The following is a 12,280-nucleotide window of genomic DNA, read 5'->3' on the forward strand; positions in this document are numbered from 1 at the left end:
CCGGGGGCGCAGCCCAAGCCGGGACGCAGCCCGACGACCCCGCGAGCCGAGGCCGCCGGCCGGTCACCTCAACCAGCCCATCACCTCGGCTAGCCGGTCACCTTGGCTAGCCGGTCACCTCGACGCCCCGCCAGAAGGCGACACGCCCCTTGATGTTGGCCGCCGCTTCCTTCGGCTCGGCGTAGTACCAGACCGCGTCCGGGTTGTCCTTGCCGTTCACGTGCAGGTTGTAGTAGTTCGCGGTGCCCTTCCACGGACACACCGAAGTGGTGTCCGACGGCCTGAGGTACTGGGCGTGCACCGACTCCAGGGGGAAGTAGTGGTTCCCCTCCACCATCTCCGTGTCGTCACTCTCGGCGATGATCTCGCCGTTCCACCGTGCGATCGCCATGCCTCCACTATGCCGGTGATCGACTTCTCCCGTCGGGCCGTGGCCGTAGGATGCCCCCGACACCGCGTTCCGGGCACCCGAGGAGGACCACCGATGCCCATCGCAACCCCCGAGGTCTACGTCGAGATGCTTGATCGGGCGAAGGCGAACGAGTTCGCCTACCCCGCGATCAACGTCACCTCGTCCGAGACGCTCAACGCGGCGCTGCGCGGCTTCGCGGAGGCCGAGAGCGACGGGATCATCCAGATCTCGACCGGCGGCGCCGAGTTCGCCTCGGGCACCAAGGTGAAGGACATGGTCACCGGCGCGGTGGCGCTCGCGGAGTTCGCGCACGTCGTCGCCGAGAAGTACCCGGTGAACATCGCGCTGCACACCGACCACTGCCCCAAGGACAAGCTGGACGGCTACGTCCGCCCGCTGGTGGCCATCAGCCAGGAGCGCGTCGACCGCGGCCTGAACCCGCTGTTCCAGTCCCACATGTGGGACGGCTCGGCGGTGCCGCTGGACGAGAACCTCAAGATCGCGGCGGAGCTGCTCGACCTCACCGCCAAGGCGAAGATCATCCTCGAGATCGAGGTGGGCGTCGTCGGCGGCGAGGAGGACGGCGTCGTCGCCGAGATCAACGAGAAGCTCTACACCACCCCCGAGGACTACCTGAAGACGGTGGACGCCCTCGGCGCCGGCGAGAAGGGCCGCTACCTGGTGGCGGCGACGTTCGGCAACGTGCACGGCGTGTACAAGCCGGGCAACGTGAAGCTGCGCCCGGAGATCCTCAAGCAGGGCCAGGAGGTCGTGGCCGAGAAGCTGGGCCTGCCGGCCGGCTCGAAGCCGTTCGACCTGGTCTTCCACGGCGGCTCGGGCTCGCTGCTGGAGGAGATCCACGAGGCGGTGTCCTACGGCGTCATCAAGATGAACATCGACACGGACACGCAGTACGCGTTCACCCGTCCGATCGTGGGCCACATGTTCACGAACTACGACGGCGTGCTGAAGATCGACGGCGAGGTCGGCAACAAGAAGGCCTACGACCCGCGGTCCTACCTGAAGGCCGCCGAGCAGGGCATGGCCGCCCGCATCGCGCAGGCGTGCGAGCACCTGAAGTCCTCCGGCCGCATGATCGCCGGCTGAGAACCACCCCGGAACGGCCCCTCCCGAGTGCTTCGGGAGGGGCCGTTTGCGCTGGTCAGCGCCCGTGCATGCAACTAGGTGGCGCACCGGCTGTCGTCGATGCGCACCGCGACGCCCGGCGCGCCCGCGTCCACAAGGCGCTGCGCGTGCGCGGGATCAGGCGGCCACCCGGGGCCGCAGTGGGTTCAGCCCCACGCCGATCTTCCGGGCCGCCGGACCCGCGGCCGTCCACAGCACCGCGAGCAGCACGAACGTCACCGCGGCGGACCCGAACAGGATCGGCGGCGCGGCGTCGAGCTGCTGCTGCGCCCAGATCCCGCCGTAGCCCAGGCCCGTCACCGCCGCCGCCCCGAGCACCGCCGCGACCGGCTCGGGCACGCGGCCCAGGTGCGCGGCGTCCACCGCCAGGCCGACCAGCACGAGGAACAGCGGCACTGTCGAGATCGGGAAGTCGACGCCGGCCAGCAGCGGCCAGATCAGGCAGCGGTAGGCGACGTACCCGCCGGCCACCGCCGTCGCGGCCCACCGGCGACCGATGCTGCGCCGCGCCACGACCAGCACCAACGCGGCCGTGACCAGGCCCCACACCGGGTACACCCAGTCCGCGATGGGCAGCGAGAACTGCACGATCGACGCGCGGTCCACCGGCCGCCCGATCTGGTCGGCGGCGAACTGGAGCAGGATCGGCTCCGCGTACGGGTCGCCGCGGTCCCACGACGCGATCTCCAGCACCCCGTACTCCTGGTGCTGGTTGGGGAACCACATGTTCTCCAGGAAGAAGAACCACAGCGCGGCCAGGCCGAACAGCCGCCACCGGGACGGTTCGGCGTGCTGGGAGAACCCGCGCAGCGCGCCCGCGAGCATGATCGCCGTGCCCAGGTAGAGCAGGGCGTGCGAACCGCTCCAGGACGTGATGTCCAGGCCGTTGATCCGGTGGTTGATCAGGTCGATCGGCAGGGCGACCAGGAAGACACCTGTGCCCCACTGCATCAGGCGCAGCGCGGTCTTGTCGGCGCCGTAGCCGGTGTAGGTGTGGAAGAGCGTCAGGCCGACCACGATCACCGTGCCCACGGTGTTGATCATGTGCGGTGGGGCGAGCTCGTCGCGCAGCCACTTGAAGTGCCAGGCGACGTCCCAGGACGACCCGATGAGCTTGAGCAGCAGTCCCAGCAGCCAGAGCTGGTAGAGACCGGCGGCCAGCGCCGGAGGGGTCCGGCGACCCGGCTCGCCCCGCTCCCAGTACTGGTCGCGGAACCGCGCGACGCGTTCGACAACCCCCGTTTTCACCCGAACATGATGCGTCTCAGGTGGACGGTCGGGAAGCGGGAACCACCCTGGTCTTTACCGATTCGTCCCCTAAGGGGTGGTGGCGACCAGCACTTTCGGGGTGAGGTTGAGGCGAACGGGTGATCGCCGTTGCACTGGTCGGGGTAACGCGGGAGAGTGCCTGCCTGAGAGATCGCTGAGAGCGGCGAGGAGTCGTGGGATGGGCAAGAAGGTCGTCGCCGGGGTCGTCGTGTCGGCGCTCGTGCTGGCACTGGTCGCTGCCGTGGCCCGGGTATTCCTATCCTGAGCGCATGGAGAACCTGCTCGGTCCTGACCCGACGCTGCTGCCCGACCGGCCCGAGGCGCAGGCCGCCGCCGAGGCGGGCACCGACCCGGCCAAGATCGTCCGCGCCTACCCCGACTTCAGCGAGGCGTGGGCCCTGCTCGCCGAACGGGCGCTGCAGACCGGCGACCCGATCGCCGGCTACGCCTTCGCCCGCACCGGCTACCACCGCGGCCTGGACCAACTGCGCCGCGCCGGCTGGAAGGGCTTCGGCCCGGTGCCGTGGTCGCACCGCGCCAACCAGGGCTTCCTGCGGGCGCTGGCGGCGCTGGCGCGGGCGGCCGACGAGATCGGCGAGACCGAGGAGTACGAGCGCTGCAAGAAGTTCCTCGCCGACAGCGATCCCGCGGCCCCGGCCGCCCTCGGCCTGTCCTGACGACGGGCCGGTCGCGTGGACTCCTCCCGCGCCGGTGACGCCGCGCGTGGCGGTGCCGCTGGTGGTGCGGGTGCCGGTGCTGCTGGTGCCCGCGGTGCCGCGGGTGGTGGCGACACCACCGGTGGTGGGCGGGTGCGGGCTGAGCTCGTCCGGCGACTGAAGCGGTGGCAGGGCACCGCCTTGCCGATCGCGCAGGCCGCCCTCGCCGCCGGGCTGTCGTGGCTCGTCGCGACCTCCGTCGTCGGGCACGCGCACCCCTTCTTCGCGCCCATCGCCGCCGTGGTGTGCCTGGGTGTGTCGCTCGGGCAGCGGCTGCGGCGGGTCGTGGAGCTGGTCGTCGGCGTGTCCGTCGGGGTCGGGGTCGGTGACGTCCTGATCTCCGTGATCGGCTCCGGGCCGTGGCAGATCGCGCTGGTCGTGGCCCTGGCCATGTCGACCGCCGTGCTGCTCGACGGTGGCGCGGTGATCGCCCTGCAGTCCGGTTCCTCGGCGGTCCTGGTGGCCACGCTGCTGCCGCCCAGCGCCGGCGGTGGCCTGGACCGGATGGTGGACGCCCTGGTCGGCGGGCTGGTCGGGTTGGCGGTGACGGCGTTGCTGCCGGCCAACCCGCTGACCGTCGCCCACCGGCAGTCGAAGGCCGTGTTCGGCGAACTGGCGACCGCCCTGCGCGGGGTCGCGGACGCCGTGGCGGACGGGGACGCCGTGCAGGCCGCCGGGGTGCTGGCCCGGTTGCGCGGCAGCCAGGACGCGGTGGACGACTTCCGGACCGCCCTCCAGACCGGCGGCGAGATCGCCACCATCGCCCCCATCCGCTGGCGCAGCCGGGGCGACCTGGCCCGCTACGAAGCCGTGGCCGCGCCGGTGGACTACGCGTTGCGCAACACCAGGGTCCTGGCACGCAGAGCGCTGGCCGCCTTGCGGGACAACGAGAAGATGCCCGCCGTGCTGCCCGACGTCCTGCGCCAGTACGCCTCCGCCGTGGAGGTCCTGAGGGCCGAGCTGGTGCGCGGCGAGGAACCCCGGCGGGCACGGGCGGCGGTGCGCGACGCGGCGGCCGTGGCGACGCCTCGGCAGCTGGGCGGGGAGGGGTTCTCCACCAAGGTGGTGCTGGCCCAGGTCCGGTCGGTGGCCGTGGACCTGTTGCAGGCCACCGGGTTGACCCGGGCGGAGGCGGTGGAGTCCCTGCCCCCGTTGAGCCGCAAGACCGAAGGCTGACAGTTGCGGGACGTTGGTGCCGGGAGCTCCAGCGCCAACGCCCCGCAGCCCGGTGGTCTCAGCCCAACGGGCGGTTCAGGACGCCCAGCAGGACCTGGTGGACCGCCGCGTGGTCGCGTTGGTCGGCCAGGCGGCAGGAAGCGCCGGTGATGGCGTACCACTCGTCGGCGCCTTCATAGCGGACCTTGGCGCGCACCACCCCGTTCGCGAAAGTGGTGCGCAATTCCAGTGCACCGGTGATCACGCCGACCTCGTCGGTCATCACACCGCCCGGTCCCGCCACGAAAGGGGACGAGTAGTCGGCCATCAGCACCTTCCGAGCATCGACTGCAACGCCGTCTTCTCGGCGGAGTTCACCTTGAGGCTCCACCGGTACTTGGTGTGTACCCACATCTTCGCGTACGTGCACCAGTACGACGTCAGCGGCGGCTTCCACAGCGCCGGGTCCTGATCGCCCTTGGCCTGGTTGACGTTGTCGGTCACGGCGATCAGCTGCGGGCCGTTCAGGTCGTTGGCGAACGACTGCCGCCGGGACGTGCTCCACGACGACGCGCCCGACCGCCACGCCTCCGCCAGCGGCACGATGTGGTCGATGTCCACGTCGGACGCGGCGGTCCAGGTGGCGCCGTCGTAGGGGCTGTACCAGCGGCCCGACACGGCGGCACAGGACGAGTCCGTCACCACGGACGTGCCGTCGCGCTTGAGGACCGTCTCGCGGGTGATGCAGGTGCCGGAGATGGTGATCCAGTGCGGGAAAAGGTCGCGCGAGTAGCCGGACAGGGAGCCCTCGGACGCGACGGTGAGCGCCGCCAGTTCGGAGTTCGCGGTGGCGGCGCTGGGGATGTCGGGCGGGGTGGCCTGGGCGGGGGCGGTCAGGCCCAGGGTGAGTGCACCAGCCAGGAGCAGGGGGATCGGGAATCGCGCGGCTTTGTTGACCGTTGACATAATTCCGACCTTCCTAGTTGGAAGCTGTCGGAATTACCCTGGGCCAATTATCCGGCCGTCACAATGCCTTCGAGTGACACCCTTGTGGCTTAAGGGAAAATCCTCCGTTACTGCACTCCGCGCACCAGGCGAAGATCCTCCGTGTGGCGGTACCAGGTCCACTTGTTCATCGGGCGCGGGTGCGCGATCCCGTCGAAGTTCACCTGCACGGGCAGGCACCCCAACTGGAACGCCCGGCTCGGCGTGGTGACGACCTTCTTGGTGAAGAGGCGCTTGTGGGTCACGCGCACCACGAGCCCGAGCTCGTTGTCCGGGATCACGTCGATGCGGCTCGCCTGACCGCGCAGCACGACGGTGTCGTCCGCGTACGCCACGCCCCGCACCGGTCCGAGCGAGCCGAAGCCGACCAGGACACCGCCGACGTCGTCCCGGACGAGTGACACGCGATCGGCGTCACCCGACAGGGCCAGGTCGAGCGCGCGGCCCGGGTCGGTCGGCAGGTGCCACAGCCGCGCCACGCCGGAGGACGGCGACACCGGGACGTAGGCCACCGGCACGTCCGCCAGCCGCTCGGTGCGCAGCAGGCGCAGGACGACCGCGTTGAGGTCCGCGTCCGTCCCGTGGACGATGAGACGTCGGTCACCCAATTCCGCCAGAACCGGGTCCACCTCGGCCTTTCCGGGGCGCGCACCCACCTGCCGCACCTCGAAACGGTCACCGTCCGTGATCATTGGCGACTGCGAGTTTCCGCAGGCCAACACGATTCCGCGCACGTTCATCTCCTGGTCTACCCTCAACCACCGGCAAGTGACGGTTGGTCCGTCACGCTCTTGACCCGTCGAACCGCTTGGAGTTTCACATGCCGGCCGTAGTGCTGATCGGCGCCCAGTGGGGCGATGAGGGCAAGGGCAAGGCGACCGACCTGCTCGGCGAACGGGTCCAGTGGGTCGTCCGCTACCAGGGCGGCAACAACGCGGGTCACACCGTCGTGCTGCCCGACGGCAAGAAGTTCGCCCTGCACCTGATCCCCTCCGGCATCCTCACGCCGGGTGTGACCAGCGTCATCGGCAACGGCGTCGTGGTGGACCCCGGTGTGCTGCTGGAGGAGTTGGACGGCCTGGAGCGCCAGGGCGTCGACACCTCGCGCCTGCTGGTCTCCGCCGACGCGCACTTGATCATGCCCTACCACGTGGCCATCGATAAGGTCACCGAGCGGTACCTGGGCAAGGCCAAGATCGGCACCACCGGCCGCGGCATCGGCCCGTGCTACCAGGACAAGATCGCCCGCGTCGGCGTGCGCGCGCAGGACCTGCTGGACGAGAAGATCCTGCGGCAGAAGGTGGAAGCCGCCCTGGACTTCAAGAACCAGGTGCTGGTCAAGGTCTACAACCGCAAGGCGCTGGACCCCGAGCAGGTCGTGGACGCGGTGCTGGAGCACGGCGCGAAGTTCACCGACCGCATCGCCGACACCCGCCTGCTGCTCAACCAGGCGCTGGAGCGCGGCGAGACGGTGCTGCTGGAGGGCTCGCAGGGCACCCTGCTCGACGTCGACCACGGCACCTACCCGTTCGTCACGTCCTCCAACCCGACCTCGGGCGGCGCCAGCGCGGGCTCCGGCATCGGGCCGACGCGGATCACCACCGTGATCGGCATCCTCAAGGCCTACACCACCCGCGTGGGCTCGGGTCCGTTCCCGACCGAGCTGAACGACGAGATGGGCGAGCACCTGCGCAAGACCGGCGGCGAGTTCGGCGTCACCACCGGCCGCTCGCGGCGCACCGGCTGGTTCGACGCCGTGATCGCCCGCTACGCCTCGCGGGTCAACGGCATCACCGACTACTTCCTCACCAAGCTCGACGTGCTGTCCGGCCTGGAGAAGGTGCCGGTGTGCGTGGGCTACACCATCGACGGCGAGCGCGTCGACGAGATGCCGATGACGCAGACCGACGTGCACCACGCCGTGCCGGTGTACGAGGAGCTGCCGGGCTGGTTCGAGGACATCAGCCACTGCCGCACGTTCGAGGAGCTGCCCGCCAACGCGCGCGCCTACGTCGAGCACCTGGAGTCCATCTCCGGCGCCCGCATCTCGGCGATCGGCGTCGGCCCGGGCCGCGACCAGACCATCGTGCGCCACGACATGCTCGCCTGATCCGCCTGGCTCGGTTCTGGCGCAGACAGAGCGTTTGTCAGCATCCGGGACGCGTTGACGCCTCCCGGTGGGACGCCGAAAACTCGGGTTTTCCGTTGTCTCGCCGGGAGGTTCGTCGTGTCGGTGGTCCTGCACTGGTTCCTGCCCACGTCCGGTGACGGCCGGACCGTCGTGGAACGCTTCCACGCCAACAAGACCCAGGGCGGACCCGCCCCGCGGGACGCGGAGATCGACTACCTGGAGCAGGTCGCGGTGGCGGCCGAGCGCAACGGGTTCGAGGGCGTGCTCACGCCGACCGGCACGTGGTGCGAGGACGCCTGGCTCACCACGGCCGCGCTGATCGCCCGCACCCGGCGGTTGAAGTTCCTGGTGGCGTTCCGGCCGGGCCTGATCTCGCCGACCCTGGCCGCCCAGATGGCGGCCACCTACCAGCGGATCTCCGGCGGCCGGCTGCTGCTCAACGTCGTCACCGGCGGGGACGCGGTGGAGCAGCAGCGCTTCGGCGACTGGCTCGACCACGACCAGCGGTACGCGCGGACCGACGAGTTCCTGCACGTCGTGCGGGCAGTGTGGTCCGGGACCCCCGTCGACTTCTCCGGCGAGCACTACCAGGTGGCCGGTGCGACGGTGCTGGCCGCACCTTCCCCCGTGCCGCCGATCTACTTCGGCGGCTCGTCGGAGGCGGCGCTGCCGGTCGCGGCGCGGCGGGCGGACGTGTACCTGACGTGGGGCGAACCGCCCGCGCAGGTCGCCGAGAAGATCGGGCGGGTGCGGGAGTTGGCGGGCGACCGGCCGATCAGGTTCGGGATCCGGCTGCACACGATCTCGCGCGACACGTCGGCGGAGGCGTGGCGCGAGGCGGAGAAGCTGTGGGCGGCGCTGGACCCCGGGCAGGTGGCGCGGGCGCAGGCGCAGTTGCGGGAGAGCCAGTCGGTGGGGCAGCAGCGGATGCTCGCCCTGCACGGCGGTGACCTGGCGAAGGGGGTGCGCGGGCTGGAGGTGCACCCCGGGTTGTGGGCCGGGATCGGGCTGGTGCGCGGCGGGGCGGGGACGGCGCTCGTGGGCAGCCACGCCGAGGTGGCGGACCTGGTCGAGGAGTACCACTCGGTGGGGGTGGACGAGTTCGTGCTGTCCGGTTACCCGCACCTGGAGGAGGCCTACTGGTTCGGTGAGGGGGTGCGGCCGGAACTGGCGCGGCGCGGCCTGCTCGGTGGTGCCGAGCAGACCGCGCCGGTGCTCACGTCCGCCTGAGTCGTGCCGCCGCGGGCCGGCGCCGGTCGGCCCGCGGCAGACCACCCGGTCAGCGGGAGGCGCGGGCTTCCAGGGCGGTGTCCGGGTTGTCGGCGAACACGCCGTCCAGGCCGGTCGCGTAGAACTTCGCGTACTCCTCGAAGGCGCGGCCGTAGGCGGCCGGGTCGGTCGAGGTGCGGAAGTCGGCCGGCAGGAACGAGTTCTCGTTGCGGAACGTCCACGAGTGCACGATCAGGCCGCGGGTGTGGGCGTCGCGGACCAGGCTCGTCGGGGCCTGGAGGTAGCCGGCGGCGTTGCGCGGGATGATCAGGCCCTTGTTCACGCCGACGCCGTTGGCGTAGGTGCGGATCTCGCGCAGGCCGTCGGGCGTGACCAGGTCGCGGTAGGTGCGCTTGTCACCGGCCTTGACGAAGTCGTACGGCGCGCCGGAGGCGTCCACCAGCTGCACCAGCGGGACGCGCAGCTGCTTGCGCAGCTCCTTGAGGTTGGCCACCTCGAAGGACTGCACGAACACCTTGGCGTTCGGCCGGTTCAGGCCGTTGCGGGTGAGCACCTCGACCAGCTTGGGCTCCAGGGCGAGCTTGATGTCCTGGAAGTACGTGGGGTGCTTGGTCTCCGGGTAGATGCCGATGTCGCGGCCGAGTTCGCGGGACAGCCGGCGGGAGAGGTCGATGACCTCCTGGAGGGTCGGCACCTCGTAGCGGCCGTCGTAGAGGGTGTTGCGCGGGCGGATCTCCGGGATGCGCTCCTTGGCGCGCAACGTCTTCAGCTCGGCGAGCGTGAAGTCCTCGGTGAACCAGCCGGTCAGCGACGTGCCGTCCACGACCTTGGTGGTCTTGCGGCCCGCGAACTCCGGCCGGGTGGAGACGTCGGTCGTGCCGCCGATCTCGTTCTCGTGCCGGGCGACCAGCTGACCGTCCTTCGTGGACACCAGGTCCGGCTCGATGTAGTCCGCGCCCATGCGGGCGGCCAGCTCGTAGGACGCCAGCGTGTGTTCCGGGCGGTAGCCCGACGCGCCGCGGTGGCCGATCACGATCGGTCCCTTGGCCTTGTGGGCGCTCGTGGGGTCGTCCTGCGCCGACGCCGACGACACGGTCACCGCCCCGGCCACCGCGAGCGCCGCGAGCGCCACCCCGACGATCCTCGTCCGCACCATCGCCGACCTCCCTGTTCGCTGACCAGTCGCGGGGCAGCCTCGTTGCGCACCGCGACCTCCTGGTCACCGTAGGGTGAAGGGCGGGCGTCGTCACGGTGAATGCGTGGTGGGCGACTACTCACGGGATATGGCCGCTTCCTCCAGGTCCAACTCGCGCAGCACGCGGAACAGGACCTCGTCGTCGATCCGCCCTTGGTCCCGGGCCTCGATGAAGACCTCCCGCTCCGCCTCCAGCATGGTCCGGCGCAGCCGCCGGTAGGACGCGGCCGGGCTCTCCTCCTCCTGGCGGCCCAGGCGCTCCCAGGCCGCGTTGCCGCGGTGCTCGGCCATCACGCGCAGGCGTTCGACGATGTGGTCGGGGGTCTGGTCGCCCTCGCCGATCAGTTCGTCCAGGCGGTCCACGGCGGCCTGGGCGGCGGCGTGCTGCACCTGCGCCTCGGCCAGGGCGTCCGCGCGCTCCTCGTCGCCGTGGAACCCCAACTTCCGGATGACCCACGGCAGGGTGAGGCCTTGGACCAGCAGCGTCCCGACCGTGACGACGAACGCGCAGAACACGATCACGTCCCGACCCGGCAGGTCCAGCGGCAGGGCGGACGCGGCGGCCAGCGACACCACACCCCGCATACCCGCCCAGGACAGCACGGTGATGCCACGCCAGCCCGGCGGTTTCTCCCGCGAGCGGATGCGCGGGGACAGCCAGCGCGGGATGTACGCCGCCGGGTACATCCACACGAAGCGGACCAGGATCGTGGCCGCGAGGATCACGGCGGCGGCCACGATGAGCGCCGAGGTGACGTCGACGTCCCCCACGGTGGTCTTGAGCTGGAGCCCGATCAGCGCGAAGACGAACGATTCGAGCAGGACGTCCACGGACCGCCACACCGCCGTGTCCTGCAAGCGCGTGTAGTACGAGCTGCGCGGCGCGTAGTGCCCGATGTAGAGACCCGCGACGACCACGGCGAGCACGCCCGACGAGCCGAGCTCTTCGGCGAACAGGTACGCCCCGAACGGCACCAACATGCCGAGCGAACTCTCCATCACGCCGTCGTCCAACCGGGACCTGATCCACCGGACCCCCATCCCGATGGCCAACCCGATCACCACACCGCCACCCGCGCCGATCACGAAGGTGCGCAGCCCGTCCACCCAGGTGGCCGTCACCCCGAGCGTGGCCGCCACCGCGACCTTGTAGACGGTCAGCGCGGTCGCGTCGTTGATCAGGCTCTCCCCGGTGAGCAGCGTCATCGTCCGCCGCGGCAGGTTCAGCCGCCGCCCGATGGCCACGGCCGCCACGGCGTCCGGCGGCGCCACGACCGCCCCCAGCACCAGCGCGGCCGGGAGCGACAACTCGGGCAGCACCAGGTGCGCGACCCAGCCCACGCCGACCGTCGTCGCGATCACCAGCCCCACGGCGAGCAGCCCGATCGGCCGCAGGTTGGCCCGGATGTTGTGGTACGAGCTGTCCAGCGCCGCCGAGTACAGCAGCGGCGGCAGGACCAGTACGAGCACCAGCTCGGGTTCCAGCGCGAACTCCGGCAACCCCGGGATGAAGGACACCAGCAGCCCGACGGCGACCAGCACCAGCGGAGCGGGCCACCCGAGCCGCTTGGCCCCGGCCGTGACCAGCAGCGCGCCGACGAGGAGGAGCAGGAGTTCCGGTCCGTGCATGGCGCAATCTTGCGTGATGATGGCCGACATGACCTGTCCTCACCTCGCCACCCTGCCCGACACGGTCTCCCCGGACACCACCGAGGGCTGCGCGGACTGCCTAGCGGCGGGCGAACACAACTGGGCACACCTGCGCCTGTGCCTGAGCTGCGGCCACGTGGCGTGCTGCGACTCCAGCCCCCGCCGACACGCGACGGCCCACTTCCACGAGTCGAGCCACCCGGTGATGAAGTCCTTCGAGCCCGGGGAAGACTGGCGCTGGTGCTATGAGGACGGCCGAGTGGTCTAGCCGGATTCGGACGATCGGGCCTCAGTTTTCACTTTCACCCCGGAGCAAGGCTTCCGCCACCCGCTTTGACCAACCCAAGCCGCCACTTTTCCCGGCAGGCTCT

14 protein-coding genes are annotated in these 12,280 nt (G+C 70.7%); 7 read left to right on the plus strand and 7 right to left on the minus strand.

The window, feature by feature from the left end:
* Positions 1-106: 106 nt before the first annotated feature.
* A complete protein-coding gene (locus DFJ66_RS24795) occupies positions 107-391 on the minus strand; it encodes a DUF427 domain-containing protein (RefSeq protein ID WP_121224259.1) in 285 nt (94 codons plus the stop codon).
* Between the two features lie 93 nt (positions 392-484).
* On the opposite strand from DFJ66_RS24795, the gene fbaA reads away from it, so the two are divergent.
* Positions 485-1,519, plus strand: a complete 1,035-nt coding sequence (gene fbaA / locus DFJ66_RS24800; protein ID WP_121224261.1) for a class II fructose-bisphosphate aldolase — start codon at positions 485-487, stop codon at positions 1,517-1,519.
* Between the two features lie 156 nt (positions 1,520-1,675).
* Here fbaA and DFJ66_RS24805 read toward each other — a convergent pair whose 3' ends face one another.
* Positions 1,676-2,806 carry a hypothetical protein gene (locus DFJ66_RS24805; protein WP_211351308.1) on the minus strand — a complete coding sequence of 377 codons (1,131 nt, stop codon included), beginning with the start codon at positions 2,804-2,806 and terminating at the stop codon, positions 1,676-1,678.
* A gap of 290 nt (positions 2,807-3,096) precedes the next feature.
* Between DFJ66_RS24805 and DFJ66_RS24810 the strand changes: the two genes are divergently transcribed.
* Genes DFJ66_RS24810 through DFJ66_RS24815 form a run of 3 tightly spaced genes read left to right on the plus strand, consistent with a single transcriptional unit; the run spans position 3,097 to position 4,719 of the window.
* A complete protein-coding gene (locus tag DFJ66_RS24810; RefSeq protein WP_121224264.1) occupies positions 3,097-3,504 on the plus strand; it encodes a DUF3151 domain-containing protein in 408 nt (135 codons plus the stop codon).
* A 34-nt stretch (positions 3,505-3,538) separates the two neighbouring features.
* Positions 3,539-3,664, plus strand: a complete 126-nt coding sequence (locus tag DFJ66_RS45100; RefSeq protein ID WP_281276636.1) for a hypothetical protein — start codon at positions 3,539-3,541, stop codon at positions 3,662-3,664.
* Positions 3,637-4,719 (plus strand): FUSC family protein, encoded by a 1,083-nt coding sequence (locus tag DFJ66_RS24815; protein WP_121224266.1) that lies wholly within the window; start codon positions 3,637-3,639, stop codon positions 4,717-4,719. Before DFJ66_RS45100 ends, DFJ66_RS24815 begins: the two co-directional genes overlap by 28 nt.
* Positions 4,720-4,777: 58 nt before the next feature.
* On the opposite strand, the gene DFJ66_RS24820 is transcribed toward DFJ66_RS24815, so the two are convergent.
* The 3 genes from DFJ66_RS24820 to DFJ66_RS24830 all read right to left on the minus strand — a co-directional run bounded on the left by DFJ66_RS24820 (position 4,778) and on the right by DFJ66_RS24830 (position 6,395).
* On the minus strand, positions 4,778-5,026 hold the full coding sequence (locus DFJ66_RS24820) for a hypothetical protein (RefSeq protein WP_121231697.1): 249 nt from the start codon (positions 5,024-5,026) through the stop codon (positions 4,778-4,780).
* On the minus strand, positions 5,026-5,664 hold the full coding sequence (locus DFJ66_RS24825; RefSeq protein WP_121224268.1) for an HNH endonuclease family protein: 639 nt from the start codon (positions 5,662-5,664) through the stop codon (positions 5,026-5,028). Before DFJ66_RS24825 ends, DFJ66_RS24820 begins: the two co-directional genes overlap by 1 nt.
* A 107-nt stretch (positions 5,665-5,771) precedes the next feature.
* Positions 5,772-6,395, minus strand: a complete 624-nt coding sequence (locus DFJ66_RS24830; protein WP_170199638.1) for a hypothetical protein — start codon at positions 6,393-6,395, stop codon at positions 5,772-5,774.
* A gap of 128 nt (positions 6,396-6,523) precedes the next feature.
* Between DFJ66_RS24830 and DFJ66_RS24835 the strand changes: the two genes are divergently transcribed.
* Positions 6,524-7,813: an adenylosuccinate synthase gene (locus DFJ66_RS24835; RefSeq protein ID WP_121224272.1), complete on the plus strand. Its 1,290-nt coding sequence runs from the start codon at positions 6,524-6,526 to the stop codon at positions 7,811-7,813.
* A 117-nt stretch (positions 7,814-7,930) separates the two neighbouring features.
* Positions 7,931-9,064: an LLM class flavin-dependent oxidoreductase gene (locus DFJ66_RS24840; protein WP_121224274.1), complete on the plus strand. Its 1,134-nt coding sequence runs from the start codon at positions 7,931-7,933 to the stop codon at positions 9,062-9,064.
* A gap of 49 nt (positions 9,065-9,113) precedes the next feature.
* Here the strand turns inward: DFJ66_RS24840 and DFJ66_RS24845 are convergent, their stop codons facing one another.
* The gene (locus DFJ66_RS24845; RefSeq protein ID WP_211351310.1) at positions 9,114-10,220 is read right to left on the minus strand and encodes a glycerophosphodiester phosphodiesterase; all 1,107 of its coding nucleotides are present in this window, start codon (positions 10,218-10,220) and stop codon (positions 9,114-9,116) included.
* 114 nt (positions 10,221-10,334) lie between these two features.
* Positions 10,335-11,888, minus strand: a complete 1,554-nt coding sequence (locus DFJ66_RS24850) for a Na+/H+ antiporter (protein ID WP_121224276.1) — start codon at positions 11,886-11,888, stop codon at positions 10,335-10,337.
* 28 nt (positions 11,889-11,916) lie between these two features.
* Here DFJ66_RS24850 and DFJ66_RS24855 point away from each other — a divergent pair, with 28 nt between their 5' ends.
* The gene (locus DFJ66_RS24855; RefSeq protein ID WP_121231701.1) at positions 11,917-12,177 is read left to right on the plus strand and encodes a UBP-type zinc finger domain-containing protein; all 261 of its coding nucleotides are present in this window, start codon (positions 11,917-11,919) and stop codon (positions 12,175-12,177) included.
* The last annotated feature ends 103 nt before the right edge of the window (positions 12,178-12,280 follow it).

The organism is Saccharothrix variisporea, from assembly GCF_003634995.1.
GTDB classification, from domain to species: Bacteria; Actinomycetota; Actinomycetes; order Mycobacteriales; family Pseudonocardiaceae; genus Actinosynnema; species Actinosynnema variisporeum.

Coding starts and splice junctions, on each gene's coding strand:
- DFJ66_RS24850 (WP_121224276.1), bottom strand. CDS start 11,888: ATGCACGGACCGGAACTCCTGCTCCTCCTCGTCGGCGCGCTGCTGGTC.
- DFJ66_RS24795 (WP_121224259.1), bottom strand. CDS start 391: ATGGCGATCGCACGGTGGAACGGCGAGATCATCGCCGAGAGTGACGAC.
- DFJ66_RS24835 (WP_121224272.1), top strand. CDS start 6,524: ATGCCGGCCGTAGTGCTGATCGGCGCCCAGTGGGGCGATGAGGGCAAG.
- DFJ66_RS24845 (WP_211351310.1), bottom strand. CDS start 10,220: ATGGTGCGGACGAGGATCGTCGGGGTGGCGCTCGCGGCGCTCGCGGTG.
- DFJ66_RS24855 (WP_121231701.1), top strand. CDS start 11,917: ATGACCTGTCCTCACCTCGCCACCCTGCCCGACACGGTCTCCCCGGAC.
- DFJ66_RS24830 (WP_170199638.1), bottom strand. CDS start 6,395: ATGATCACGGACGGTGACCGTTTCGAGGTGCGGCAGGTGGGTGCGCGC.
- DFJ66_RS24820 (WP_121231697.1), bottom strand. CDS start 5,026: ATGGCCGACTACTCGTCCCCTTTCGTGGCGGGACCGGGCGGTGTGATG.
- DFJ66_RS24825 (WP_121224268.1), bottom strand. CDS start 5,664: ATGTCAACGGTCAACAAAGCCGCGCGATTCCCGATCCCCCTGCTCCTG.
- fbaA (WP_121224261.1), top strand. CDS start 485: ATGCCCATCGCAACCCCCGAGGTCTACGTCGAGATGCTTGATCGGGCG.
- DFJ66_RS24810 (WP_121224264.1), top strand. CDS start 3,097: ATGGAGAACCTGCTCGGTCCTGACCCGACGCTGCTGCCCGACCGGCCC.